Origin of the sequence: Micromonospora sp. NPDC049274 (assembly GCF_040678875.1) — a bacterium.
Classification (GTDB): domain Bacteria; phylum Actinomycetota; class Actinomycetes; order Mycobacteriales; family Micromonosporaceae; genus Micromonospora.
In genome coordinates, this window is record NZ_JBFAQS010000018.1 from 74,327 (window position 1) to 99,953 (window position 25,627).

At 72.8% G+C, this 25,627-nt stretch carries 21 protein-coding genes, 1 pseudogene and 1 riboswitch; of the genes and pseudogenes, 9 read left to right on the forward strand and 13 right to left on the reverse strand.

Going from position 1 to position 25,627, the window contains the following annotated elements; translation table 11 throughout:
• Positions 1-78: 78 nt before the first annotated feature.
• From AB0K10_RS27340 to pdhA, 4 genes are all read right to left on the reverse strand, one after another.
• On the reverse strand, positions 79-1,758 hold the full coding sequence (locus AB0K10_RS27340; protein WP_363688194.1) for a right-handed parallel beta-helix repeat-containing protein: 1,680 nt from the start codon (positions 1,756-1,758) through the stop codon (positions 79-81).
• A 135-nt stretch (positions 1,759-1,893) separates the two neighbouring features.
• Positions 1,894-3,351, reverse strand: a complete 1,458-nt coding sequence (locus tag AB0K10_RS27345) for a dihydrolipoamide acetyltransferase family protein (RefSeq protein WP_363688078.1) — start codon at positions 3,349-3,351, stop codon at positions 1,894-1,896.
• Positions 3,348-4,352, reverse strand: coding sequence for a transketolase C-terminal domain-containing protein (locus AB0K10_RS27350; protein ID WP_363688196.1), 1,005 nt, complete (start codon positions 4,350-4,352; stop codon positions 3,348-3,350). Before AB0K10_RS27350 ends, AB0K10_RS27345 begins: the two co-directional genes overlap by 4 nt.
• A complete protein-coding gene (pdhA, locus tag AB0K10_RS27355) occupies positions 4,349-5,515 on the reverse strand; it encodes a pyruvate dehydrogenase (acetyl-transferring) E1 component subunit alpha (protein WP_363688080.1) in 1,167 nt (388 codons plus the stop codon). The genes AB0K10_RS27350 and pdhA overlap by 4 nt, the downstream gene beginning before the upstream one ends.
• 169 nt (positions 5,516-5,684) lie before the next feature.
• Here pdhA and AB0K10_RS27360 point away from each other — a divergent pair, with 169 nt between their 5' ends.
• The gene (locus AB0K10_RS27360; protein WP_363688198.1) at positions 5,685-6,128 is read left to right on the forward strand and encodes an Lrp/AsnC family transcriptional regulator; all 444 of its coding nucleotides are present in this window, start codon (positions 5,685-5,687) and stop codon (positions 6,126-6,128) included.
• 74 nt (positions 6,129-6,202) lie between these two features.
• Positions 6,203-8,362 carry an acyltransferase family protein gene (locus AB0K10_RS27365; protein ID WP_363688082.1) on the forward strand — a complete coding sequence of 720 codons (2,160 nt, stop codon included), beginning with the start codon at positions 6,203-6,205 and terminating at the stop codon, positions 8,360-8,362.
• A gap of 20 nt (positions 8,363-8,382) precedes the next feature.
• Here the strand turns inward: AB0K10_RS27365 and AB0K10_RS27370 are convergent, their stop codons facing one another.
• On the reverse strand, positions 8,383-9,354 hold the full coding sequence (locus tag AB0K10_RS27370) for a DNA primase small subunit domain-containing protein (protein ID WP_363688084.1): 972 nt from the start codon (positions 9,352-9,354) through the stop codon (positions 8,383-8,385).
• A gap of 213 nt (positions 9,355-9,567) precedes the next feature.
• Here AB0K10_RS27370 and AB0K10_RS27375 point away from each other — a divergent pair, with 213 nt between their 5' ends.
• From AB0K10_RS27375 to AB0K10_RS27385, 3 genes are all read left to right on the forward strand, one after another.
• On the forward strand, positions 9,568-10,299 hold the full coding sequence (locus tag AB0K10_RS27375) for a histidine phosphatase family protein (protein ID WP_363688086.1): 732 nt from the start codon (positions 9,568-9,570) through the stop codon (positions 10,297-10,299).
• Complete coding sequence (locus tag AB0K10_RS27380; protein ID WP_363688088.1) at positions 10,283-11,152, forward strand: NAD(P)H-hydrate dehydratase; 870 nt, start codon at positions 10,283-10,285, stop codon at positions 11,150-11,152. The genes AB0K10_RS27375 and AB0K10_RS27380 overlap by 17 nt, the downstream gene beginning before the upstream one ends.
• A gap of 79 nt (positions 11,153-11,231) precedes the next feature.
• Positions 11,232-11,732 (forward strand): hemerythrin domain-containing protein, encoded by a 501-nt coding sequence (locus AB0K10_RS27385; RefSeq protein ID WP_358100694.1) that lies wholly within the window; start codon positions 11,232-11,234, stop codon positions 11,730-11,732.
• Positions 11,733-11,793: 61 nt separating this feature from the next.
• On the opposite strand, the gene AB0K10_RS27390 is transcribed toward AB0K10_RS27385, so the two are convergent.
• A complete protein-coding gene (locus AB0K10_RS27390; RefSeq protein ID WP_363688090.1) occupies positions 11,794-12,600 on the reverse strand; it encodes an SDR family NAD(P)-dependent oxidoreductase in 807 nt (268 codons plus the stop codon).
• A gap of 128 nt (positions 12,601-12,728) precedes the next feature.
• A riboswitch (ZMP/ZTP riboswitch) is annotated at positions 12,729-12,818 on the forward strand.
• A gap of 19 nt (positions 12,819-12,837) precedes the next feature.
• Here AB0K10_RS27390 and AB0K10_RS27395 point away from each other — a divergent pair.
• On the forward strand, positions 12,838-14,274 hold the full coding sequence (locus tag AB0K10_RS27395; protein ID WP_363688092.1) for a glycine hydroxymethyltransferase: 1,437 nt from the start codon (positions 12,838-12,840) through the stop codon (positions 14,272-14,274).
• Positions 14,275-14,394: 120 nt separating this feature from the next.
• On the opposite strand, the gene AB0K10_RS27400 is transcribed toward AB0K10_RS27395, so the two are convergent.
• From AB0K10_RS27400 to AB0K10_RS27425, 6 genes and pseudogenes are all read right to left on the reverse strand, one after another.
• Positions 14,395-14,655: a hypothetical protein gene (locus AB0K10_RS27400; RefSeq protein WP_007460594.1), complete on the reverse strand. Its 261-nt coding sequence runs from the start codon at positions 14,653-14,655 to the stop codon at positions 14,395-14,397.
• Positions 14,655-15,983, reverse strand: a complete 1,329-nt coding sequence (locus tag AB0K10_RS27405) for a PLP-dependent aminotransferase family protein (protein ID WP_363688094.1) — start codon at positions 15,981-15,983, stop codon at positions 14,655-14,657. Before AB0K10_RS27405 ends, AB0K10_RS27400 begins: the two co-directional genes overlap by 1 nt.
• A 3-nt stretch (positions 15,984-15,986) precedes the next feature.
• The gene (locus AB0K10_RS27410) at positions 15,987-17,102 is read right to left on the reverse strand and encodes an alpha-hydroxy acid oxidase (protein ID WP_363688096.1); all 1,116 of its coding nucleotides are present in this window, start codon (positions 17,100-17,102) and stop codon (positions 15,987-15,989) included.
• 112 nt (positions 17,103-17,214) lie between these two features.
• Positions 17,215-18,135: pseudogene (locus tag AB0K10_RS27415) on the reverse strand (alpha/beta hydrolase); the annotation flags it as partial.
• 9 nt (positions 18,136-18,144) lie between these two features.
• Complete coding sequence (locus AB0K10_RS27420) at positions 18,145-19,356, reverse strand: cytochrome P450 (protein WP_363688098.1); 1,212 nt, start codon at positions 19,354-19,356, stop codon at positions 18,145-18,147.
• 67 nt (positions 19,357-19,423) lie between these two features.
• Positions 19,424-20,728 (reverse strand): SGNH/GDSL hydrolase family protein, encoded by a 1,305-nt coding sequence (locus AB0K10_RS27425; protein ID WP_363688100.1) that lies wholly within the window; start codon positions 20,726-20,728, stop codon positions 19,424-19,426.
• Positions 20,729-20,991: 263 nt separating this feature from the next.
• On the opposite strand from AB0K10_RS27425, the gene AB0K10_RS27430 reads away from it, so the two are divergent.
• From AB0K10_RS27430 to AB0K10_RS27440, 3 genes are read left to right on the forward strand one after another with little or no spacing between them, the layout of a single operon-like run.
• On the forward strand, positions 20,992-22,551 hold the full coding sequence (locus AB0K10_RS27430) for an AMP-binding protein (RefSeq protein WP_363688102.1): 1,560 nt from the start codon (positions 20,992-20,994) through the stop codon (positions 22,549-22,551).
• On the forward strand, positions 22,548-23,795 hold the full coding sequence (locus AB0K10_RS27435) for an MFS transporter (RefSeq protein WP_363688104.1): 1,248 nt from the start codon (positions 22,548-22,550) through the stop codon (positions 23,793-23,795). The genes AB0K10_RS27430 and AB0K10_RS27435 overlap by 4 nt, the downstream gene beginning before the upstream one ends.
• Before the next feature lie 21 nt (positions 23,796-23,816).
• Entirely contained in the window at positions 23,817-24,740 is a 924-nt protein-coding gene (locus AB0K10_RS27440) for an aminoglycoside phosphotransferase family protein (RefSeq protein WP_363688106.1), read from the forward strand.
• A 213-nt stretch (positions 24,741-24,953) separates the two neighbouring features.
• Here AB0K10_RS27440 and AB0K10_RS27445 read toward each other — a convergent pair whose 3' ends face one another.
• Positions 24,954-25,364, reverse strand: coding sequence for a hypothetical protein (locus AB0K10_RS27445; protein ID WP_363688108.1), 411 nt, complete (start codon positions 25,362-25,364; stop codon positions 24,954-24,956).
• Positions 25,365-25,627: the final 263 nt, after the last annotated feature.

Here is a 25,627-nt window from a genome sequence, read left to right on the forward strand (position 1 = left end):
GTCCCGGCCGACTCCGAGCCGCCGCCGTCGACCGCCGATCAGCTTCGAGCCGCCGCCATTGACCGCCAGTCCGGCCGGTCAGCTCCAGTCGCTGTCGACGTGGTTGTCGCGCCAGCGTCCGCCCACCGGCGGGGTGTCCAGGCGCATTCCGTCGTCGGCGTTGCCGGCGAGGTCGTTGTCCTCGACCCGGCAATCCACGCAACTGCCCCGCTCGGTGATCCACAGCCCGTGGGTCTGGGTGCGGTTCTCGTGGTTGTCCCAGATCCGGTTGCCGCGGACGGTGGCGGAGTCGAACGCCGCGTCGATGGTGATGCCGGCCCGGCGCTCGGGCGCCGCGGACAGCTCGTACCCGCAGCCCGGTGGCGGCACGTCCCCGCTCCACGCGCTGATGCCGTCGGGCCGGACCGGCGCCAGGACGAGTTCGTCGCCGGTGTTCGAGGCGACCATGGCCACGGCCCGTCCCACCCGCAGGACCTTGCCCCGGTGTCCGTCGTGCGGCCAGTTCGCGGACCGGTCCACCATGGACCGCTCGGCGTAGCGGACGGTCTCGCCGCCACCGCTGGCGGCCTGCGCGTACTGTCGCCCGTTGTTGCGGATCCGGTTGTTCAGCAGCACGGCGTCGGTCATCTGGTGGTCGATCCGGACGGCGTCCAGCCCGTTTCCCCAGAACTCGTTGCTCTCGATCACCACGTCCCGGACCGGGCCCTGATAGCCGCGCCCGAGGTCGTGCCCGTGGTAGCCGTGCTGGCCGTTACCGCTGATCCGGTTGCCCCGGATGGTGTAGGGGCCCGGGCTGTTGCCGACGCTGACTCCGTCGCGGATGTTGCCGTCGATGACACAGTCGGTGAGCAGCCCACCGCGTCCGGCCACCTCCGCGGTGCCCTGCGCGGAGATGTCGAAGCCGGCCTCCAGGTTGCCTGTCATCGTGCAGGCGGAGACGATGAGACCGTCGGCGCCCCAGTCGGAGATGCCGAACCGGTTGCCCTGGCTGTGGCAGCCGATGATGCGGTAGCCGCAGGGTGGGACCCAGTAGTCCTTCTGCAGCTCCAGGAAGATGCCGTTGGTGCCGTTGGCGAGCGTGGTGCAGTTGGCGATGGTCAACCGCTCCATCGCGCCCCAACCGCCGATGCCCACGCCGATGCCGGCGCCGCCGATCTGCTCGCCGTTGTCGAGGCGGCCACAGCCGACGACCACCACGCCGTCGATCAACGAGTCCTGCAGGAAGTCGCAGCCCAGCCCGGTGGCCGCGGTGTGGTGGATGTAGAGGTTGCGGAAAACGCCGCGCACGACGTACTGCAGGCCCAGGCCCTTGGCGAGGTAGTTGTACTCGGCCATCGCCACCCCGGAGCCGTCGATCTGGAAGTCGGCGAAGGTGCAGTCGGCGATGTGCCGGTCCCGGTCGGCGCCGTGCTGCACGGTGGTCCAGAAGGCGAGCGGGGTCGGGTCGGCGCGGTTGCCCTCGTTGCTGAGCATGAACCGGGTCGCCGCCGGGCCTGCGCCGACAAGCGAGACGCCGCTGCGCCACACCGTTCCGGCGTCGCGGATCGAGTAGATGCCCGGCGGGCAGTAGATGACGCGGGCCCGGCCGTCCGAGGCGTACCCGGCGCCGAGGCGGTCCACGAGGGCGGCCAGCGCCGGTTGGTCGTTTGTCGCGCCGTCACCTGTCAGCCCGTACTCCCGCGCGTCGCAGTAGAGGGGAGCACCGGCAGCGGCGGGCCGCCTGACCCGTATCGAGTTCAACAGCAGCTCGTTCGCCACGGCCACGGGCGGGCTCCCTTCGACGCGTCCGGTGCGCTCCGGCGGGGCCGACTTCCCGAGAACGCGGCCGGGAAACCCCGGACGCACGCCGGCCCCGGCGCCGCGTGGGGGCGGTGCCGGGGCCGGGAGTACGCGTCAGACGGCGGCGATCAGCAGCGCCGGGCGCTCCACGCAGTCGGCGACGTGCCGCAGGAAGCCACCGGCCACCCCACCGTCGCAGACCCGGTGGTCGAACGTGAGGCTCAACTGGGTCACCTTGCGCACGGCCAACTGCCCGTCGACGACCCACGGCTTGTCCACGATCCGCCCCACCCCGAGCAGAGCCGCCTCCGGGTGGTTGATGATCGGCGTGGAGCCGTCCACGCCGAACACCCCGTAGTTGTTCAGGGTGAAGGTGCCGCCGGTGAGTCGGGCCGGCGCGAGCGTCCCGGCCCTCGCCGCGGCGGTGGTCGCCGCCAGCTCGGCGGCCAGCTCGGCAGTGGTGAGTCGCTGGGCGTCGCGCAGCACCGGCACCAGCAGGCCCCGGTCGGTCTGCGCGGCGATGCCCAGGTGCACCCCGGCGGACTGGACGATCCGCTGGCCCTCGGTGTCGACGCGGGAGTTGAGCTGGGGGAACCGGCGCAGACCGCTGAGGCAGATCCGGGCCAGCAGGGCCAGGATGCTCACCGGCGCGTCGGGCGTCGCCGCGTTGATCGCCGCCCGGGTCTCCAGCAGCCCGGTGGCGTCGACGTCGACCCAGATGGTCACCTCGGGGATCTCCCGCCGGCTGCGGGAGAGCTTGTCGGCGATCAGCTTACGCACGCCGGTGAGCGGGACGATCACGTCGCCGTCACCTTCCGGAGTCGGCGCGACCTGCGGGTCCGGCACGGCGGCGAGCCGAGCGACGGGGACGGCCAGCGCCGCCTCGACGTCGGCGCGGCGGATCACCCCGCCGGGCCCGCTGCCCCGGACCGTGCCCAGGTCGACGCCGCGCTCCCGGGCCAGCCGACGCACGATAGGCGAGATGACCAGGGCCGCAGGCCCGGGGGCCGCCACGCTCCCGGCCGCAGCCGGGCCGCCGGCAGCGAGCAGACCGGGGGCCGCAACCGGGCCAGCGCCCGCGAGCAGGTCACCGCCCGCAACCGAACCGCCGGCAGCAGCCGGGCCACCGGTCGCGGTCGGGACGGCGCCGGCGTCAGGCGCGGCGGTTTCGGCCGGTTCGGGGGCCACTGCCAGGCGCGTTCGACGCCGACGGCGCGTCGCGCCGCCGTGCCCGGTGCCGTACCCGATCAGCACGTTGCCGGAGCCGGCCCGCTCCTCCTCGCGGTAGGTGGCGTGCCCGGCGGGCTCGTCGCCGCCGTCCAGGGGCGCGATGGTGATCAACGGCTGGCCGACCGGACGGACCTCACCCGCCGCGCCGTGCAGGGTCACGACCCGGCCGGCGTACGGGCAGGGCACGTCGACGACGGCCTTGGCGGTCTCCACCTCGACCACGCTCTGGTCGACGGTGACGACGTCTCCCACGGCGACCCGCCACTCGACGATCTCGGCCTCGCTCAGCCCTTCGCCCAGATCGGGCAGGAGGAAGACCTGCGTCCGCTCGACGGTGGTCATGCCGCCGCCCAGCGCGCGTCCGGCTGGTCGTCCCACTGCAGGCGGGCCACCGCGTCGAGCACCCGGTCCACCCCGGGCAGGTGGGTGTGCTCCAGCATCGGCGCCGGATACGGGATGTCCAGCCCGGCGACCCGCAGCACCGGGGCGTGCAGCGCGTGGAAGCAGCGCTCCTGCACACGGGCGGCGATCTCGGCGCCGACACCCGCGAACCCCGGTGCCTCCTGGATCACCACGCACCGGCCGGTACGCCGGACCGACGCGGTGATGGTGGCGTCGTCGAACGGCACGATGCTACGTACGTCGACGACCTCCAGGTCCCAGCCCTCCTCGCGGGCGGCCTCGGCGGCCTCCAGCGCGACCGGGACCGCCGGCCCGTACGCCACCAGGGTGGCGTCGCGGCCCCGACGGCGCACGACGGCCCGGCCGAACGGCTCGGTACGCGCCGGCAACTCCGCGTCGGCGCTGCCGAAGTAGAGCTTCTTGGGCTCCATGAAGACCACCGGGTCGGGGTCGTCGATCGCCTCGCGCAGCAGCGAGTACGCGTCCTCGACTGTCGCCGGGGTGACGACCTTCAGGCCGGGCGTGTGCGCGTAGTACGCCTCGGACGAGTCGCAGTGGTGCTCCACCCCGCCGATGCCTCCGGCGTACGGCACGCGGATGACGATCGGCACGCTGAGCTTGCCGCGGGTCCGGTTGCGCAGCTTGGCGACGTGCGAGGCGATCTGCTCGAACGCCGGGTACGCGAACGCGTCGAACTGCATCTCGACGACAGGCCGGAGCCCGGACATGGCCAGGCCGACGGCGAAGCCGACGATGCCGGCCTCGGCGAGGGGGGTGTCGAAGCAGCGCTTCTCGCCGAAGCGGGCCTGCAGGCCGTCGGTGATCCGGAAGACGCCGCCGAGCGCACCGACGTCCTCGCCGAAGACGACCACCCGGTCGTCGGCCGCGAGGGCGTCGGCGAGCGCGGTGTTGAGCGCCTTCGCCATGGTGGTGGCCATCAGACGTCACCCTCCTCGTCGCGCGCGGCGGCCAGCTCGGCGCGGACCTGCTCGCGCTGCTCGACGAGCTGCGGGGTGGGCTCGGCGTAGACGTGGTCGAAGAGGCTCAGCGGGTCGACAGTGGGCTGGGTGTTCATCCGGGCGCGCAGGTCCGCCGCGTACGCCTCGGCCTGCTCGGCGACCTCGGCGACCGCCGCGTCGTCGAGCACGCCACGGGCGCGCAGGTACGTCTCCAGGCGGGCCAGCGGGTCGCGGTCGCGCCAGGCGTCGACCTCGGCGCCGTCGCGGTAGCGGCTGGCGTCGTCGGCGTTGGTGTGCGGCTCCATCCGGTAGGTGTGCGCCTCCACCAGGAAGGGCCCCTTTCCGGCGCGGGCGTGCGCGACCGCGCGGGTCAGCACGGCGAGCACCGCGACCGGGTCGTTGCCGTCGACCTGCTCGCTGGGCACGCCGTAGCCGACGCCCTTGTACGCCAGCGACGGCGCGGCGGTCTGCCGGGACAGCGGGACGCTGATGGCGTACCTGTTGTTCTGGACGAAGTAGACGACAGGCGCTTTGAACACGGCGGCGAAGTTGATGCCCTCGTGGAAGTCGCCCTCGCTCGTCGCGCCGTCACCGATGAAGGCCAGCGCCACTGTGTCACGCCCCTGGTACGCCTCACCGTGCGCCAGACCGGCGGCGTGCACGCACTGGGTGGCGAGCGGGGTGCACTGCGGCGCGGTGTGCACGGCGGTGGGGTCGTAGCCGCAGTGCCAGTCGCCGCGTAGCAGCGTGAGCACCTCGACCGGGTCGATGCCCCGGGCAACCAGCGCCATCGATTCGCGGTAGGTGGGGAACACCCAGTCGGTGTCGCGAACGGCGAGCACGGCGGCCACCTGGCACGCCTCCTGGCCACGCGACGACGGGTAGACGGCCAACCGGCCCTGCTTGGTCAGCGCGGTCGCCTGGGTGTCGAACCGGCGGCCGAGCACCATCCGGCGGTACAGCTCCCGCAGCGCCTCGACGGGCGGCTCCGGGTAGTCGGTGCGGGCCGGCAGCGGCGTACCGGCCGGATCGAGCAGGCGGACCGGTTCGGCGTCCGGCAGCAGCGGGCGCGCCGGGTCGGGCGGGGTGACCGTCCGACGAGCGCGCGGGGATGCCCTGCGGACCGCCTGGGGTGTGGTCGTCACGGCGGGACCTCCTGGGACGTGTGGTGTGCCTATGCTTCCGCCTGAGGGATGATTGACTCAAGATCCACGCACAAGGCGGGACGTCTGGCATGCGGGAGGCGTGTAGGTGAGCCAGGAGACCGGAGACGGAGCGGCCCGGGCGATCGGATCGGGACGATCGGCCCGAGCCATGGACGAGGTCGACAGGCGGATCCTGGACGAGCTGGTCCGCGACGGGCGCACGTCGGTCCGCACCCTGGCCGAGCGGATCCACATCTCGCGCACCAACGCGTACGCCCGTGTGGAGCGCCTGCTGCGCGACGGCGTGATCACGGGCTTCCGGGCGCAGGTGGCGCCCGAGGCGGCCGGGTTGGGCACGTCGGCGTACATGGCGTTGACGATCGAGCAGAACACCTGGCGGGAGGTGTCGGCCGAGCTGGCCCGAGTGCGCTACGTCGAGCACGTCGCGCTCCTCAGCGGCGAGCACGACGTGCTGGCCCTGGTCCGGGCTCCCGACAACGCCACCCTGCGCGACGTGGTGCTGGACCGGGTGCAGCGCATCGCCGGAGTCCTGTCGACGCGGTCGTGGCTGGTCTTCGAGGAGTTCGACGGGACACAGAGCCCGTGGCAGTAGCCCTATAACACGAACCAGTTGACAAATACCCCGATCGGCGGGTTTGGGGAATAAATCCCCGTACGCTCCGCGACGTGGCTATCGCAAACGAGTTGTGGACACAGGCCAGGGTCGTCGCCACCCCGCCCCCACCGCCCGCGCCGAGATCGACGCCCGCCGACCCGCGCTCCTTCCGCGGGGACATCGAAGGCATGCGGGCCGTGGCCGTACTGCTGGTGCTCCTCGGCCACGCCGGAGTGCCGCACCTGCCGGCCGGCTTCGTCGGTGTGGACGTGTTCTTCGTGATCTCCGGTTTCCTCATCACCGGCCTGCTGCTCGAAGAACTCGACAACAGTGGGCGGCTCTCGCTCGCCACCTTCTACGCGCGGCGGGCGAAGCGCCTCCTTCCCGCCGCCGCGACGGTGCTCGTCGCCACGCTGGTGCTCACCTACTTCTTCCTGCCTCGCGGCCGCTGGTCCACGACGGCCTGGGACGTCATCGCCAGCGCCTGCTACGCCATGAACTGGCGCATGGCCGGGCAGTCCGTCGACTACGTCGCCGCCAACAGCGCCCCGAGCATCGCCCAGCACTTCTGGTCCCTCGCCGTCGAGGAGCAGTTCTACCTCGTCTGGCCGCTGCTGCTGCTCGCCCTGGGCTGGTTCGCCCGTCGTCGGGGACGCGGGCACCGCGGCCTCTACCTGCTCGGGCTCGCCCTGATCGCGGTCCCGTCGTTCGCCTGGGCGCTGTACGCCTCGCCGACCGACCCGTCCGCGTACTACGTCACCACCACCCGGATGTGGGAGCTGGCCCTCGGCGGTGCCGTCGCCGTCACGGCGACCCGGTTGAGCCGGTCTCCGCGCCTGGTGGCCGTACCCCTGGCCTGGGCCGGGCTGCTCGCCGTCGGTGCGTCGGCCGTGCTGATCGGCTCGACGGCGGGCTTCCCCGGGTACGCCGCGCTCGGCCCCACAGTCGGCACCGCCGCCGTCATCGCGTTCGGACCGGCGGCCGGCCGCGCCGGGCCCGCCCTCCTGCTGGGCAGACAACCACTGCGCTACGTCGGCGGGATCTCGTACTCGCTCTACCTGTGGCACTGGCCGGTGCTGATCGCCGCGCAGGCGCAGTTCGGCGACCTCGGCGTCGGCGCCGCGCTCGCTGTCGTCGCCGTGTCGGCGATCCCCGCCGCCCTGACGTACCACCTCGTCGAGAATCCGATACGCCGCTCGCCGACCCTCACCGACCAGCCGGCCGTCGCCCTGCGCGTCGGCGCGGTGTGCACCGGCGCCGCCGCGCTGGCCGGCCTCGCGTTCCAACTGGCCATCCCCTCGACGGACAACCCGACCCCCGCCTCGTCGGTCATCATGGGTCAGGTGCCCGGCGCCAGTACGCAGGCGGCGCCACCGGCGGCGCCCGGGGCGGCGGCTCTCGGCTCGTCGCCCCGCACCAGCCCGGCCGGACGACCCGTCGACCGGGTCGACTCGATCACCCCCAACCCGGTGACGGCGGCGCGCGACGCACCGTCGTTCCTGACGACGAAGAGTTGCCACGTGTCGGTGGAATCCTCGACTCCCGAGGTGTGCGTCTACGGCAACAAGAACGCGGCGACCACGATCGCGCTCGTCGGCGACTCCCACGCCGACCACTGGGTTCCGGCGATGCGGCGGGCAGCGGAGACGAACGGCTGGCGCCTCGCCACCTACACCAAGTCCGGCTGCCCGTTCCTCACGGCGGAGATCACCCAGAACGACAGGCCCTACACCTCCTGCACAGAGTGGAACCGGAAGGTACGGGAGGGGATGCTCGGCGGGAACCGGCCCGACCTCCTGGTCGTCACCAACGCCGAGTACCCGGTGCGCGGCGAGCCGGGGCGGCCCGCGATGGCCCGCGAGATGCGCAAGACGTGGAGCGGCATGGTCGCGGAGAAGATTCCGGTGGTGGTGCTGCGGGACACGCCGCTGCACCTCACCGACATCGCCGAGTGCGTGTCCAAGAACCCGAAACGCCTGACCAAGTGCGCCACTCCCCGGGAGGAGGCCCTCGGCCGCGGGGGCGGTCCCGCTCAGGAGGAGGCCGCCGACGGCCTCGACGGCGTCCGTCTGGTCAACCTCAACGACTGGATCTGCCCCGCGGACCGCTGCGCCCCCGTCATCGGAGGCGTCCTCGTCTGGCGCGACGCGCACCACCTGACCGCCACCTACTCGGCGACCCTCGCACCTCGCGTGGGCGCCGCGCTCAAGCCGATAATCGCCGGGCTGTGACAGCTACAACGGGGGGAGGCTCACCGCTCGGGCGGGGCCTCCAGGCCCTCGGAGTCGGCCAGCTCCAACAGGGGCTCCAGCGAGTGCCGGTCACCGTCGAGGCCGGCGTGCGGGTCACCGCGCTCGGCGAACCGGGCCGGCACGGTGAGCACGTCGAAGTCCTCCGGTCGGGCGTCGTCCAGCTCGGCCCAGTCCAACGGCGCCGACACCAGCGCCCGGGGCGTCGGCCGGATCGAGTACGCCGAGGCCATCGTGTGGTCGCGCGACATCTGGTTGTAGTCGACGAAGACCGGCTTGTCCCGCTGCTCCCGCCACCACGTCGTGGTCACCAGCTCCGGCAGCCGGCGCTGCATCTGAAGACCCAGCGCGAGGACCGCCCGGCGACACTCGCCGAAACTCCACCTCGGCTCGATCGACAGATAGATGTGCAGGCCCCTACCGCCGGTGGTCTTCGGATAGCCGGTCATGCCCAGCTCGGCGAGGAACGCCCGCACCTCCCGGGCCACCGGCACCACCTGCTCGAAGCCGACGCCGGGCATCGGGTCGAGGTCGATGCGCAGCTGGTCGGGGCGCTCCACGTCGGCGGCCGACACCGGCCACGGGTGGAAGCGCAGGGTGCCCAGGTTGGCCGCCCAGATCACCACGGCCAGCTCGCTCGGCGCGACCTCGTCGGCGGTCCGGCCGCTGGGAAAGGTGATGTGGGCGGTCCGCACCCAGTCGGGCGCGCCCGCCGGCAGCCGCTTCTGGTAGAACGCGTCGCCGCGGTTGGTCTGCCGGGTGGCGATCGTCGCGCCCTCGAAGACGCCGCGCGGCCAGCGTTCCAGCATCGTCGGCCGGTCGCGCAGCGCGCGCAGGATGCCGTCGCCGACCGCCAGGAAGTAGCGGACCACGTCCAGCTTGGTCAGCCCGCGCTCCGGAAAGTACGGCTTGTCGGGGCTGGAGACGCGGACCAGCCGCTCCCCCACCCGGATCTCCTCCGCCGCCGTGGCCACGCCCCAGAGGGTACGGCGTGGGACACCGGCCCGGGGGCTACCGGGCGGACCAGCGTGGCGCAGTGCCGCGGCATCGGCCGGCCCGCAGAGGAGCCGGTGGCCGGGAACCCGGCACCGGCGGGCGGGCGGTCGGTCTCGGTGTGCAGGTCATCGCTCGATACCCAGCCGAGCACGGCGCGGTTACGCGGTGCGGCGCCCGGGTAGGGGGTCGGCATGGCGGAACTGTCGACGCTCTGGATCATCCGGCACGGGGAGAGCACCGCGAACGTGGCGGCCACCCGGGCCGAGGCTGACGGCGCGGAGTTGATCGGGCTCAGCCACCGCGACGCCGACGTGCCGCTCTCCCCCACCGGTGAGGAGCAGGCGCGGGCGACCGGCCGGTGGCTCGCAGGGCTACCCGAGGACCGGCGCCCCGACGTGGCGGTGGTGTCGCCGTACCTGCGGGCGGTGTCCACGGCCGAGCTGGCGCTGCACGGCACCGGGGTGCCGGTGAGCCGGGACGAGCGGCTGCGCGACCGGGAGTTGGGCATCCTCGACGGCCTCACCGGGCACGGGGTGCGCCGTCGGTTTCCGGACGAGGCCGAGCGCCGCGACCGGCTGGGCAAGTTCTACTACCGGCCGCCCGGCGGTGAGGCCTGGACCGACGTGGCGCTGCGGCTGCGGACGCTGCTCGGTGACCTGCGCCGCGACCACGAGGGCCAGCGGGTGCTGCTCTTCGGCCACGACGCGCTTGTCTTCCTGCTTCGCTACCTGGTGGAGGGGCTAACCGAGCCGGAGCTGATGGCGCTGACCCGCGAACACGTGATCGCCAACTGCTCGATCACCGACTGGACCGCCGACGACGACGGCCGACTGACGCTTGGCGGTTTCAACGAGATCGGCCACCTGCACCGGCAGGGCGCCGAGCCGACCAGGGAGGACGAGATCCATGCCGAACCGGTCTGAGGTGAAGGTGATCACGCCGGGACTGTTGCGGGACTGGGCGCTGCCGGTGCCGGCCGGCGGCAAGGAGAGCCGGGGCACCGTGCTCGTGATCGGCGGGTCCCGCTTCACCCCCGGGGCGGTCCTGCTCGCCGGGGTGGCCGCGCTGCGCGCCGGCGCCGGGGTGCTCCAACTCGCCGCCGCCGAGTCCACCGCCGCCACGCTGAGCATCCAGGTGCCCGAGGCACTGGTGGTCGGGCTGCCGGAGACCGCCGACGGCGCGGTCGCCGCCGATCGGGACGGCCAGCTCGGCGAGCTGGTCGCCGCCGCCGACGTGGTGGCGCTGGGCCCCGGCCTGAAGGGCATCGACGAGACCGCTCGGCTGTTGGATCTCGTCCTGGAGGCGGCGGGGCAGCGCACCCCGCTCGTCCTCGACGCGTACGCACTGGGCGCGCTCAGCCACGAGCCGAAGCTGTTGGCCGGCTCGGGCCGCCCGGTGGTGCTCACCCCCAACGTCACCGAGGCCGGGCACCTGCTCGGTCGGGATCCGGGCGACGACCTGGGCGCCGAGGCCGCCGAGCTGGCCGACCGGTACGAGGCCGTCGTCTCGCTCTACGGGCACGTGGCCGCCCCGGACGGGCGCGGCTGGCGGGAGGAGAGCGGGGACGCGGGGCTCGGCACGTCCGGCAGCGGCGACGTGCTCGCCGGCCTGCTGGCCGGGCTGCTCTCCCGGGGCGCCGACCCGGCGCAGGCCGCCTGCTGGGGGGCGTTCGCGCACTCGGTGAGCGGCCAGCGGCTGATCCCCCGCTACGGCCGGATCGGTTTCCTGGCCCGGGAACTGCTCGACGAGATCCCCCGCACCCTGGCGATGGTCTGAGGCGGTTTCATCTGTTTCCCCGTTCGGCGTGGGGGTACCGGATCCCCACCAGCCAAGAATTTTCACGGAGGTCATGCCGGTGTCGACCGATGCCATCGTCCTGCTCAAAGAGGACCACAAGGAGATGCGCCGCCTGTTCAAGGCCTTCCAGGATGCCGAGGAGGGGCCGGCGAGCAAGCGGCAGAAGCTGGTGGACCAGATCCTGGAGGCCCTCACGGTCCACACCTACCTGGAGAACGAGGTGATGTACCCGGAGGTCCGCCGGCTTCTGCCCGACCTGGAGGACGACATCCTCGAGTCGTACGAGGAACACCACGTCGCGGACGTGCTCTGCCTCGAACTGGCCGCCATGAACGCCGACGACGAGCGCTTCAACGCCAAGACGACAGTGCTGATCGAGAACGTCACCCACCACGTCGAGGAGGAAGAGGAGGAGTGGTTCCCCAAGGTCCGCGAGGCGTTGGGCCGTAAGCAGCTCCAGGAGATCGGCGAGAAGATGATCGCGCTGCGTGCGGACGCGCCGCGTACCCCCACCCAGCCGAAGGCGATCAAGAAGGCACGCGATGCGGTGACGGCCTGAGCCCACCACCGTCTGACGAGGGGCCCGGCGCGATGCCGGGCCCCTCGTCGCGTACCGCGGATCAGTCGCCCGAGCCCGGCTCGGCCATCCGACGGTGCTGCTCGGCCTTGAGCTTGTCCGGGATGATCTTCCCTGCGGCCGTCTGCACCTTGTTGACCAGCGAGCCGGCGGTGACGGTCTGGTCACCCTTCATCAGCGCGGCGAAGCCCTGCGCGGCGACCTCGGCCGGGTCGTCCTTCTTTCCGGCGCCCACCCGGGTGTCCTGCATCTCGGCCCGCTCGAAGAACGCGGTGTCGGTCGGCCCGGGCATCAGCGCGGTCACCGTGACGCCGGTGTCCTTCAGCTCGTTGCGCAGCGCCTCGGCGAAGGACTGCACGAACGACTTCGACGCGTTGTAGACCGCCTGGAACGGTCCCGGCATGGTGGAGGCGATCGACGAGGTGAACAGCACCCGGCCCGCGCCCCGCTCGACCATGCCGGGCAGTAGTCGCTTGGCCAGGTGCACGGTCGACCGCACGTTGAGATCGACGATCTCCAACTCGTCGCGCAGGTTGGTGCCGCCCACGAACGCGCCGCCGGCTCCCCGACCGGCGTTGAGCGCCAGCGCGTCCAGGGGGCGTCCGGTTCTGGCGACCGCGCTCACCAGCTCCTCGACGCCCCGCTCGGTGGACAGGTCGACGCGGACCGGCTGGATCTGGGCGCCTCCGTCGCGGCGCAGCTTGTCGGCCGCCGCGGCGATACCGTCGTCCTCGGCGGCGACGACCAGGTCGAAACCGTGCTCGGCGAACTGCACGGCCAACTCGTAGCCGATTCCGCTGGACGCCCCGGTGACCAGTGCGAGCGGCCGGCCGGTGGTCGGTGTGGTCATGGTTGTGGACTCCTCTCCTACGGGTGCGGCAGACCTCATTCGAATGCCCTCCCACGGGCGGTCCAACCACCTCGGCGTGTCACGTCGGTAGGTCGGCCGGGTCCGCCCTGGCCCACCCCGGTAGGATCGGCGCGGGCCGTTACTGGCGCGTGGGGATGGAGAACCATCGGGGAGCGGCCCCGTCACACGGACGTTTGCCGAGCGCCTGGGCCTTCCCGCACGTCTGTTGGAGGTCGCATGTCGCACAACGCCGAATCCACCGCATTCCGGAGCGCCCTCGAGGTGATCCGGGCTGTCGAGCCGCGGGTGGCCGACGCCATCGGCGCCGAGCTGACCGACCAGCGGGAGTCGCTCAAGCTCATCGCCAGCGAGAACTACGCCTCCCCGGCGACGCTGCTGGCCATGGGCAACTGGTTCAGCGACAAGTACGCCGAGGGCACCGTCGGCCGCCGCTTCTACGCCGGCTGCCAGAACGTCGACACCGTCGAGGCGCTCGCCGCCGAGCACGCCCGGGAGCTGTTCGGCGCGGCGCACGCCTACGTGCAGCCGCACTCGGGCATCGACGCCAACCTGGTCGCGTTCTGGGCGGTGCTCGCCGACCGGGTGGAGTCCCCCGCGCTGAAGAAGGCCCAGGTCCGCCAGGTCAACGACCTCACCGAGGCGGACTGGTTCGCGCTGCGCCGCGAGCTGGGCAACCAGCGGATGCTCGGCATGTCGCTGGACGCCGGCGGTCACCTCACCCACGGTTTCCGGCCGAACATCTCCGGCAAGATGTTCGACCAGCGCAGCTACGGCACCGACCCGGCGACCGGCTTGATCGACTACGACCGGGTGGCCGAGGCGGCGCGCGAGTTCAAGCCGCTGATCCTGGTCGGCGGCTACTCGGCGTACCCCCGGAAGGTGAACTTCCGGATCCTGCGGGAGATCGCCGACTCGGTCGGCGCCACCTTCATGGTCGACATGGCGCACTTCGCGGGCCTGGTGGCGGGCAAGGTCTTCACCGGCGACTTCGACCCGGTGCCGCACGCGCACATCGTCACCACCACCACCCACAAGTCGCTGCGCGGCCCGCGTGGCGGCATGGTTCTCTGCCAGCCGGAGCTGGCCGACCAGGTGGACCGGGGCTGCCCGATGGTGCTCGGCGGTCCGCTGCCGCACGTGATGGCCGCCAAGGCCGTCGCCCTCGCCGAGGCCCGCCGGCCCGACTTCGCCGACTACGCCCAGCGGATCGTGGACAACTCGCAGGCCCTCGCCGAGGGGCTGCTGCGCCGGGGCGCGACGCTTGTCACCGGCGGCACCGACAACCACCTGGTGCTGATCGACGTGTCCGGCTACGGGCTCACCGGCCGGCAGGCCGAGCAGGCCCTGCTCGACTCGGGCATCGTCACCAACCGCAACTCGGTCCCGCAGGACCCGAACGGCGCCTGGTACACGTCCGGCATCCGGATCGGCACCCCGGCGCTCACCACCCGCGGGCTGGGCACCGCCGAGATGGACCAGACCGCGGAGCTGATCCACACCGTGCTGACCCAGACCACGGCCGGCGCCAACGCCGACGGCACCCCGTCCAAGGCGAAGTACACGCTCGACGCCGACCTGGCCGACAAGATCGCCCGCCAGGCCACCGACCTGCTGGCCCCGTACCCGCTCTACCCGGCCATCGACCTGGCCTGACGGTCGCGCCGGCCGAGCGGTCGGCGGCACTCGCCCCCACGAGCGGTATACCGCGGCGTCGTAGTTATGACTCCGCGGTATACCGCTCAGCGGTGTACCGCCCCGGCGGGCGGCCGGGGGTCAGTTCAGGGGACGCTTGAGGTGGTAACGGTGGACCTCGGTGCTGCCCTGCACGTTGTTCACGTCCTCGGCGGCCGAGACCAGCTCCCAGCCCTCCCGGCCGGCCCGGTTGAGGTGCGCGATGGCCGTGTCGCCGTAGGCGGTGATGTCCTTACGCGACCCGTCCGGGCCGTACCAGACGAACGAGACGGTGAAATTGCGGCCCTGTCCCTGATAGCGGCGGACGAGCAAGGCGTACTCCCAGGCAACCATGCGGCCCATTATGACCGTCCACGCAGGAGCTCGTCGGTGATGAGGGCGGCGAGCCGGTCCAACCCCGTGTCGATCTGCTCGGGCGTCACCGCGCTCACCGACAACCGCAGCGCGCACACCGGCGCCGTGTCGTCGTAGAAGTGCGCCATCGGCGTCCAGAGCACCCCGTAGTCCCGCGCCGAGCGGTCCAGCAGCGCGTCGTCGACCACGAACGGCACGGTCACCACCACGAAGAACCCGCCGGCCGGCACCGTCCACCGCACCACCGCCGGCTGGCCGGGCCGGTCCGGGAAACGCCGGGCCAGCCCGGCGACGAGATGGCGCAGATTGCGGGCGTACGCGGCCCGCTCCCGGGTGTTCGCGGGCACCAGGCTGCACCCGTGCTCCAGCAGCCGACCGCCGATCACCGCCTGCGCGATCGGCGAGGTGTTCACCGTGACCATGCTCTTGATCATGGCGAGCTGGTCGGCGAGCGGGCCGACCCGACCGTCCGGCCCGGCCACCCGCTGGTCGGCGACCACGTAACCGACCCGCGCGCCGGGCAGCACGGTCTTGGCGAACGAGCCGAGGTAGACCACCCGACGGTCGGTGTCCAGCGCCTTGAGGGTGGGCGGACGCGGCCCGTCCTCGACGGGAAACAGCCCGTACGGGTTGTCCTCCAACAGCAGCAGATCCTCCTCGGCGGCCAGCGCCAACAGCCGCCGTCGGTCGGCGACGTCGATGCTGACCCCGGACGGGTTGGCGAAGTCGGGCAACACGTAGCAGGCGCGCGGCCGGCGGCCCTCCGCCCGGGCCCGACGCACCTGTGCCCGCAGGTCGGCGAGGTCCACCCCGGACGATCCACCCGCGACCGGCCACACCGGCAGGTCCACCAGGCGGGCCGCCCCGGTCAGCCCGACGTAGGTCGGGGCGACGGCCAGCAGCACGTCCGCCGGGCTGGCCCGCAACGCCCGCAGCACCAGGAACATCGCCTCCTGGCAGCCGACGGTCACCACGACGGCCTCCGGGTCGACGGTGATCCCCTCGTCGATCGCGAGGTTGCGGGCGATGAGGTGGTGCACGATGCCCTTGGTCCGGCCGTACTGCAGCAGCAGCCGTCGCGCCTGCTCGGGCGTGTGACCCCGCTCATCGACGAGGTGCCTGTGGAACGTGTCCAGGTGCCGGTGCACCGCCGCGACGTCGAAGAACTCCTCGTACGGGCGTCCGGCCGCGAGCGACACCGCCGCCGGATAGCGTTCGGACACCTCGTTGAGGAAGTTCATCGAGGTCAGCGCCGGGTCACCCAGCGCAGGGTGCAGGTCGGCGACGCGCAGGTCGGCAGGCTCGGTCGCGGCCACCGCTCAGCCCACCCCGAGCGTCCGCAGCTCGGCCGCCCCCGCCGGGTCCGCGCAGCCGGCCAGGGTCAGGGCGTCGCGCACCTCGGCGGCGAGCACCGCCAACGCGTCCTGCGCGCCGCGCCGCCCGCCGACGGCCAGCGCCCAGAGCAGCGGACGACCCACCAGGACACCCGCCGCGCCCAACGCCAGTGCTCGCAGCACGTCGGTGCCCCCACGGATGCCGCTGTCCAGCAGCACCTGCGCACCGTCGCCGACGGCGTCGACCACCTCCGGCAGCATGGTGACGCTTGCCGGCGCTCCGTCCAACTGCCGGCCGCCGTGGTTGGACACCACCACCGCGTCCGCCCCGATGCGTACCGCCTCGACCGCGTCGCGGGGATCCAGCAGCCCCTTGACGACCAGCGGCAGGTCGACGTGCTCCCGCAGCCAGGCCAGATCCGCCCAGCCCAGGGCCGACTCGAACGACGCGTCGGTGTGCGCGGCGATCGCGGACACACCGGGGGCGCCGGCGTGCGCCAACGCGTCCCGGCCGTGCGGCAGGTTCGCGGCGACGACGTCGGCCGGGAGGCGGAACGCGTTGCGCAGGTCACGCGGGCGACGACCGAGCACCGGAACGTCCACGGTGACCACCAGCGCGTGGCAGCCCGCCGCGACGACCCGGTCCAGCAGGTCGCGGACCAGCGCCCGATCCCGCAGCCAGTAGAGCTGGAACCAGACCACCGCGCCGGCCGCGGTGATCTCTTCGATCGGCGTGCTGCTCAACGTGCTCGCCACATACGGCACGCCGGCCGCGCCGGCCGCCGCCGCGAGGCCGACTTCCCCGTCCGGGTGTACGAGCCGCTGGTACGCCATGGGGGCCACCCCGACCGGCATCGCGTACGGGCGGCCGAGCAGTCGGGTGCCGAGATCCACGGCGTACCCCCCGCGCAGCACCCGGGGCAGCACGGCGACCCGGTCCAGCGCGGCTCTGTTGGCCGCCAGGGTCACCTCGGCCGCGCTGCCGCCGGCGACGTAGTCCCACACGTCCGGGGCCAGCACGGCCCGCGCCCGCTGCCCGTAGTCGGCGAACGTCACCGCCGGCACCCCGGTCGGCAGGTCGGCCAGCACCGGCTCAGCCACCCCCCACCCCCGCGTCGGCCGGCGCGCCACCCGGGCCGCCGACCGGACCAGCGTCGGCCGGACCAGCGTCGGCCGGGTCGGCTAACGTTTCCTCCCGCAGCGGCGGCAGCCCGAAGCGTTCCCGCAGGAACGCCGCCGCGCTCGCCTGCGCCCGCCGGCCGTCGGTGAACACGCCGGGCATGGCGAAGAACCCGTGGATCATCTGCGGATAGTGGTCGAGGCGGGTGGGCACACCGGCCGCGTGCAGCCGCTGCGCGTAGCGATGCCCCTCGGCGCACAGCGGGTCCAGCTCGGCGGTCACCACAAGTGCCGGAGGCAGGCCGGACAGGTCGTCGGCGAGCAGTGGCGACGCCAGCGGATCCCGGGAGTGCTCCGGGTCGGCCAGGTAGTGCGTGCGGTACCAGGCCACCGAACGGCGGTTGAAGAGCGCCGGGTCGTCGTCGACCGGGCCGGACGGCTCGGCGCTGACGTCGGTGTTCGGATAGACCAGGAGCTGCGCCACGAGCGCGGGCCCGCCGGAGCGGCAGAGCAGGCTCACCGCCGCCGCGAGGTTTCCGCCCGCGCTGTCCCCGCCCAACGCCAGCCGGGTCGGATCCACGCCGAACCGGTAGGCGTTCCCGGCGATCCACACGGTGGCGGCGTGGCAATCGTGCACCGCGGCCGGGAAGGGGTGCTCCGGGGCCAGCCGGTAGCCGACGGTCACCACCTGACAGCCCACCGCGTTGGCCAGTCGTCGGCAGATACCGTCGGCGGTGTCGATGCTGCCGAGCGTCCACCCGCCGCCGAAGAAGTAGAGCAGGGTGGGCAGCGGCCCCGGCCCGGCCGGCCGGTACACCCGGATCGGTAGGTCCCCGCCGGGGCCGGGGATGCGCTCGTCGCGTACCTCGAAAACCTGCTCGACCGCGCCGCCGCCGGCGCGGATCGCGGCCAGGTCCGCGGCGCGCGCCTCGGTGAGGGTCTGCGTGTACAGCGGCGGCGTGCCGGCCGCGGCGCGGGCGGCGCGGTAGGCCGCCACCTCCGGGTGCAGGGCCATGCGGGTCTCCTATCCGCCGGTGCTGACCAGCAGCTTGTCGATGCCGCGCAGGAAGAGACTGCCGCTGTACGTCGGGGTCTCGGTGACCGCGAGCCGGGGGAACCGGGCGAACAGGCGGGGCAGCGCGAGGCGGCCCTCCAGCCGGGACACCGCCGCGCCGAGGCAGAAGTGCAGGCCCACGCCGAAGGCCAGCGACGGTGGGCCGGGACGGGTGGGGTCGAAGGCGTCCGGGTCGGGAAACCGCGCCGGGTCCCGGTTGGCGGCCCCGACGATGATGAGCACGTTGTCGTCGCGGGCGACAGGCACACCGGCCAGCACGATGTCCTCCGGCGCGGCCCGGGCGAGGAAGTGCACCGGGCTCTGCAGGCGCAGCACCTCGTCGACGCAGCCCCGGGCGAGGTCGTCGTCGGTGGGCAGCGCGGTGACCGCGCCCGGATGTGCCAGCAGCAGGGGCAGGCCGTTGCTGAACATGTAGACGGTGGTGACGAAGCTGGCGTTGAACAGGACGATCAGGTTGCTGATCAGCTCCTCCTCGGTCAGCTCCACCTCGCCCGAGCCGACCGCCTCCACGAGGCCGCTGATCAGATCCTCGCCGGGGGTGCGGCGGCGGTGGGCCAGCAACTCCCGGTAGAACGCCCGCAGCTCCTGCGCTGCGGTGTTCGCGGCGGCCAGCCGCTGCGGCGTCTTCCCGGCCACGTCGAGGAACTCGTCGATGCGCTCCACCCGGTCCCGGTACCAGGGCAGCTCCGCCGCCGGGATGCCGATGAACTCCGCCATCACCAGGGCGGGAATGGGGTACGCGAAGTCGGCCACGAAGTCGACGACAGCGTCCCCGGCGTCGGCCATCCGGTCCAGCAGCTCGTCGACGACCCGCACGATCACCGGCTCCAACGCGCCGAGGCGGCGCGGGGTGAAGGTGCGGGAGAAGACCTGCCGCATGCGGGTGTGGTCGGGCGGGTTGATGAACATCATCGAGGTCTGGAAGGTCCGCAGGATCTCGTGGTCCTCCCAGCCCGGCGGGGGCTGCTTGGTCCACTGCGGATCGCGCAGCAGCCCGTCGATCAGGTCGTAGCCGACCGCCACCGCCGACACCGTACGGTGCTCGGCGCGCGGCGGCACGGCGCTGACCGGCCCGAGCCGGTGCAGCTCGGCGTACCACGGGTACGGATTCTGGCGGCCCTCTTCGCTGTACAGGCCGGTGAGCAGATCCTGCACCGTCACGACGTTCTCCTCCCCAGGATGTCGGCGCCCGGGGACGGCGGGATCGGCCGCCGCCCCCGGGCCGGTGTCACAGGCCGAGCAACCGCAACGGCACGGCGTCGGCCATCGCCTGATTGCCGCCGTCGTTCGGGTGGATGTGGTCCCCCGAGTCGTACGCCGGCAGCAACTGGCTGGGCCGGGCCGGGTCGCGCAGCACCCGGTCGAAGTCGAGCAGCCCGTCGAACTCTCGGCTGCCGCGCAGGTACGCGTTCACGGCCTGCCGGGTCGCCTCCTTCTCCGGCGTCCACACCCCTGGGGCGCCGTGCCCCTCGTACGGGGTCAGCGTGGCCACCAGGCTGGTCAGCCCGCGCTGCTGGAGCTGCTGGTTGATCTGCCGGAGGGTGGCGATGATCGCCTCCGGCGAGTCGTTGGACATCCAGATGTCGTTGATGCCCAGGTGCGTGACGACCGTACGGACCCCGGTCTGACCAAAGACGTCCTCGTTGAGGCGGGCCGCCGCGTTCGGGCCGAGCTGGAAGTAGCCGGGGTAGTCGCCGGCGCCCGGCTCGGTGCCCTCGTGGTTGAGGCGGTTACCGGCCAGGCTCAGGTTGAGCACGCCGGGGGTGCGCCGGTCCGGCCGGTCGGCGAGCAGCCGGTCGGAGAGCAGGTCGGGCCAGCGCCGGTTGGCGTTGACAGTGCTGCCGTTGCCGTCGCCGATGGAGTCGCTGAGCACCACCAGCGCGCCGGGGCTGGCCTTACGCTGCACGTCCACACCGGACAGGAAGAACCAGCAGCAGGCGGGTCGGATGGTGAACCCGGTGCCGTCGGCGGCCCCGGTCAGGTCCCCCGCGCCGATGAAGTTGGTCTGCTGGGACTGCCCGTGGAAGGTGGTCGGCCCGGTCGGTGTCGGGAAGTGCAGGGTGACCACCAGGTCGCTGTCGTCCGCGACGGTGAAGGTCAGCGGGTCGCTGAGCAGCTCGGCGCCCCGATTCATGGTGGCCGAGGCGGCGCCGGTGAACGTCAGCGCCCGCAGCGACGCCGGGTCGATGTCGGAGACGTCGTCGACGGTAGCGGTGTTCGGCCGGGCCACTGTGGCACGGCCCACCCGCACCGCCTGCTCGCCGTAGAGGTTGCTCAGCCGTACGCGCACCGCCGGGCCGCCCACCGAGACGTGCACGACCATCCGGACGCTCTGGTCGTTCAGGCCGGTGTTTGTCAACCCGACCGAGTTCCCCCGGGTCACCGCGGCGGCCCAACTGCCCGCCCACTCGCCCCGATCCGCCCGGGCGGCGACGGTCGGGGATCCGCCGGCGCTGGCGACGACGGCGGGTGTGGCCGTGACCAGCAGCGCCGCGGCCGCGGCGACGACATGCCATCTCTTCGGGGTCGACATTGAACCTCCATCGTGTGGCAGCCCAGGGCCGTCCGCTGACAGCTCCCGCCTGGACGATGGTCCAGAAACCTAGCCGCCGCTGATGACGGGCGTCAATCAACCTGATCGACGCGATCAAATGTCCACCGGGCCTGGCAGATCGCCCTTCTCACCCGGTCCCGCCCCGCCCTCGCCGGCCTAGGCTCGCAGGCGGCGGCGGTGCGGTCGTCTCGTCACCGCCGAAGCGGCCCGGGGCCGCCGCTTTCTCGGATGGGGGCTGCCGAATGACTGACGGACCCGGGCACACGACGACGTACGTGGACAGGGCACTGGATCTCTTCGCCGACTTCGGCGACCGGGAGGCGCTGGTCGGTGGCGACCGCCGCATCACGTACACCGAGGCGGCCGCGCTGGTGCGCGCGATGGCCGCGGCCCTGACCCGACACGGCGTGCGGCCCGGCGCGGCGGTGCTCGTGACAGTGGCGAACGCGGTGGAGGGGCCGCTGCTCCAGCTCGCCCTGCACCTGCTCGGCTGTCGGACGATGTGGGTCGCCCCGGTCACCGCCCGCCGGGAGGTCGACGAGTTCATCCGGCTGGCCCGCCCCGACGCGCTTGTCTACGACGCGCGCGACCCGGCCAGCCTGGGGCCGGAGCTGGCCGCCGCGCTGCCCGGCGTGCCGGTGTGCTGCCTGGGGCCCGACGGCGCCGGACCCGACCTCACCGGCGAGACCGATCTGACGGACCCGCCGGCATCCGCGCCGGCGCCGGAGTCGTTCCTGCAGACCAGCGGCACCACAGGCGCTCCCAAGCTGGTGCACCACACCGAGAGCTTCTACGCCCAGATCCTCACCCTCGCGGCCGACTTCCGGGCCGCCGGGTTCCCGCTGCTGCGACACCTGTCGCACTCGCCGATGTGGCTGGCCAGCGGCCAGATCACCACCCTGTTCAACCTGTTCACCGGCGGGGTGCTGTTCCTGCGCGACGACTGGGACCCGGTCGCGTTCGTGGCCACCGTGCAGCGGGAACGGATCAACTCCACCTTCGTCACCCCGCCGATGCTCTACGAACTGCTGGACCATCCGGCGCTGGTGGGCGCCGACTTCTCGGCCATGTTCATGTTCAACGTGGGCGCCGGTCCCGCCGCGCCCGCCCGGCTGCGCCAGGCCATCGCGCGGTTCGGCCCGGTGCTGCGCATCGTGTACGGCCTCAGCGAGGCCGTGGTCATCACCGCGCTGCCCGGGCTGACCGACGATCCGGAGCACCCGCAGCGGCTGCGCTCCTGCGGGCGGCCCTACGGCGACGTCCGCATCGAGATTCGCGACGACGACGGCACGGTGCTCCCGACGGGCCGCGACGGCGAGGTGTGGGTGCACACCCGGCTCAGCTTCGCCGGCTACCACGGCCAGCCCGAGTTGACCGCGCAGACCCTCGTCGACGGGTGGGTGCGTACCCGCGACATCGGCCACCTCGACGACGACGGTTTCCTCTATCTGGTCGACCGGGCGCACGACATGATCGTCACGACCCGGCGGAACTGGGCGATCTTCTGCCGGCCCATCGAGGATGTGCTGGCCGGGCACCCGCAGGTGCGGGCCGCCGCCGTGATCGGCGTACCGGACGAGACGGTGGGCGAGGTGCCGTACGCGTACGTGGTGACCGCGCCCGGCGCGACGGTCACCGAGGCGGAGCTGATCGACCTGGTGACCGCCGAGCTCAACGAGATGTGGGCGCCGGCCGCTGTGGAGTTCGTCGACAGGTTGCCGGTGAACCGGTCGGTGAAGGTGGACAAGCGGGCGCTGCGCGAGCGGTACGCCGCGCGCCGGGCGGCGGCGGTCGGGGCGTGACGCCCCGCCGGCAGCTGGTCGTCCTGGTCGGCGCGGACCTGGTCTCCAACCTGGGCACCCGCATCTCGGTGGTGACCATCCCCTGGCTGGTGCTGGTCACCACCGGCAGCCCCACCAAGATGGGCCTCGTCGCGTTCGCCGAGACGCTGCCGTACCTGCTGTCCAGTGCTCTGGGCACGCCCTGGGCGGACCGCATCGGCCTGCGCCGCACCTCCATCCTGTGCGACGCGGGCAGCGCGGTGGCCATGGTGGTCGTCGCGTTGACCCCGTGGCTGGGCTTCGCACCCCTGGTGGCGCTCGTCGCGGTGGCCGGTGGGCTGCGCGGCATCTCCGACCGGGTCAAGCACGTCATGTTCCGACCGGTCGCCGAGGCCGCCGGGGTGCCGCTGATCCGCCTGACCTCGGCGTACGACGGGTTGAGTCGGGTGGTGACGCTGTTCGGCGCCGCCGTGGGCGGGCTGTTGATCGCCGCGTTCGGGGTGAGCCAGGCGATCCTCATCGACGCGGCCAGCTTCGCGATCTGCGCGCTGTTGATCGGTCTGCTGGTCCGGCCGCCGGCCGCCCCGGCGCAGCCCACCGCCCCGGTCGGCTACCTGCGCGCGCTGCGCGACGGGTTCGGCTACCTCGGTCGGGACCGGCCGCTGCTGGGCATGCTGGTGGTCGTCTCGGCGCTGAACATGGTCGCCAACGCCAGCGTGGCCGTCTACATCCCGTTCTGGGTCGCCCGGGAACTGCACGGCCCGCGCGGGCTCGGTCTGGTGCTGGCGGCGTTCTCGGCGGGCGCGCTGCTGGGCAACGTGCTGTTCACCGCGCTCGGCCCTCGGCTGCCCGGCCGGCTGACGTTCCTGCTCGGGGCGACTGTCGCCGGCGCTCCGCGGCTGGTAGCCCTGGCGATCAGCGACGAATTGCCTGTCGTGCTCGTGGTGACGTTCCTGTCCGGGATCGGAATCGCGGCGGTCAACCCGCTGCTCGGGGTGGCGCTCTACGAGCGGGTGCCGCCGGATCTGCAGACCCGGGTGCTCGGCATCGCCGGTTCGCTGGCCTTCGTGGGCCTGCCGGTCGGCGCGCTGCTCGGCGGCTGGTCGGTGGACGCGCTCGGGCTCACCCCGGCACTGCTGGCCATGGGCGTGGCATGCCTGCTCGTCACCGCGTTCCCGCTGGTGGCCAGGACGTCCAACCCGAAGACGCCGACACCACCGGCCCCCGTCGCCTACCCGCCGCGCAAATCGGTTGCGGGCGGCTAGCGGTGCCCGCAGGCTCGGCGGATGAGCGCACAGCCCGCACCCGACGTGCCGCACGTCGACGAGGCGACGGCCACTCGCATCGATGTCGAGCTGGTCCGTCGACTGGTCGCCGAGCAGTTCCCCCGGTGGGCCGAGCTGCCGGTGCGCCCGGTCGAGGTCGGCGGTTGGGACAACCGCACCTTCCACCTCGGCGAGGACATGACCGTGCGGCTGCCCAGCGGCGAGGGGTACGCGTTGCAGGTCGCCAAGGAGCAGCGCTGGCTGCCGTGGCTCGGCGCGCGGCTGCCGCTGGAGATCCCCGTTCCGCTGGCCCACGGCCGGCCCGGCGCGGACTATCCGTACCCGTGGTCGATCTATGGCTGGATCGACGGCCGGACCGCCACCGCGGAGCGAATCGAGGACCTTACCCGGTTCGCGACCGACCTCGCTGCCTTCCTGCGCGCCCTGCGCGCCGTCGACGCCACCAACGGTCCGGTGGCCGGCCCGCACAGCGCCTGGCGCGGTGGGCCGCTGTCCACGTACGACCCGGAAACGCGGGCGGCGATCGAGGCGCACCGCGACCGGCTGCCCGTCGACGTGGTCACCGACATCTGGCAGGCCGCCCTCGATGCCACCTGGGAGGGGCCGCCGGTCTGGTTCCACGGCGACGTCGCGGACGGCAACCTGCTGGTCCGCGACGGACGGCTGACCGCCGTCATCGACTTCGGCTGCTGCGGTGTCGGTGACCCCGCCTGCGACACGGTGATCGCCTGGACCCTGCTGCGCGGCGCCTCCCGAGCGGCGTTCCGCGACGCGCTCGACGTCGACGCGGCCACCTGGGCGCGCGGACGCGGCTGGGCGCTGTGGAAGGCGCTCATCACGCTGGACGCCTCGGCGCCGGCTGCGGCGGCCTGGGCCCGGCAGGTGCTCGACGAACTGCTCGCCGAACACGCCGTTCCTCGCTGATCACCGCACGATGCCAATCACTCGCCAATTGAAACGGCTTCCGCCGAATCGCGTTGCCAAGACCACCGGACGTGCCCGCGCGAAGGGCCTCGCCGACCGTGCGGCCGTGGCGTGCCTGCTCGTCACCGCGTCGCCGATCCTGGCCCGCGCCCCCGGATCCCGAACCGCCGTACCAAACCCCCACCCGAGGGTGATCACGAGGAGGCCCCGCCGTCAGTTCGGAGCGGGGCTGACGGCGGGCTGGCCCGCTCCCGGGTCGCACACCGTCCAGCGCTTCTCGTGCTTGCGGAAGTGCAGCGTCACCGGCTCCTGACCGGCCACGGTGACCTGCGCGGTGGCGGTGTCGCCGGTGATGCTGACCGCGGTCGTGGAGACCCGCATCCGGTGCTCGGCGGGCATCTCGATCGGGTCGTTCGCCTCCGGGTGGAGGTCGACCTCGTCGTCATCGAGCGCGGCGGCCTCCTCCGGGCAGAGCAACTCGGCCAGCTTCGGCTGGTCGGCGGTGTCGATGGCGGCGGCGAACTCGGTGACCAGGTTGCTGATCGCGCGTTCGTCGCTGTGCTCGTCGACGCGCTGACGCAGCGTGGTGACGACGACCACCGCGACCACGGCGAGGACGACCACGGCGGCCGCACCAGCGATCAGGATGACCCGACGCCGCGGGCCGCGCGACCGTTCGGTGGGAGGCGGTCCGGCCGGTGCTGGCGGCCCGGCCGGTGCTGGCGGCCCGGTCGGTACTGGCGGCCCGGTCGGTGACGCTTCGCTCGACGCTCGCGGCTCGGGAGTTGGCTCGACGGAGGCGTCCGGATGGTCGGTCATTTCGCCCCTTCGCCTCGCTCGGACCTGCGTCAGGCCCCACCAGCATAGGCGGTTACTGATATCCGGCG

Coding starts and splice junctions, on each gene's coding strand:
- AB0K10_RS27345 (WP_363688078.1), bottom strand. CDS start 3,351: ATGACCACCGTCGAGCGGACGCAGGTCTTCCTCCTGCCCGATCTGGGC.
- AB0K10_RS27360 (WP_363688198.1), top strand. CDS start 5,685: ATGGACGAGGTCGACAGGCGGATCCTGGACGAGCTGGTCCGCGACGGG.
- AB0K10_RS27375 (WP_363688086.1), top strand. CDS start 9,568: ATGGCGGAACTGTCGACGCTCTGGATCATCCGGCACGGGGAGAGCACC.
- AB0K10_RS27380 (WP_363688088.1), top strand. CDS start 10,283: ATGCCGAACCGGTCTGAGGTGAAGGTGATCACGCCGGGACTGTTGCGG.
- AB0K10_RS27390 (WP_363688090.1), bottom strand. CDS start 12,600: ATGACCACACCGACCACCGGCCGGCCGCTCGCACTGGTCACCGGGGCG.
- AB0K10_RS27395 (WP_363688092.1), top strand. CDS start 12,838: ATGTCGCACAACGCCGAATCCACCGCATTCCGGAGCGCCCTCGAGGTG.
- AB0K10_RS27400 (WP_007460594.1), bottom strand. CDS start 14,655: ATGGGCCGCATGGTTGCCTGGGAGTACGCCTTGCTCGTCCGCCGCTAT.
- AB0K10_RS27425 (WP_363688100.1), bottom strand. CDS start 20,728: ATGTCGACCCCGAAGAGATGGCATGTCGTCGCCGCGGCCGCGGCGCTG.
- AB0K10_RS27430 (WP_363688102.1), top strand. CDS start 20,992: ATGACTGACGGACCCGGGCACACGACGACGTACGTGGACAGGGCACTG.
- AB0K10_RS27440 (WP_363688106.1), top strand. CDS start 23,817: ATGAGCGCACAGCCCGCACCCGACGTGCCGCACGTCGACGAGGCGACG.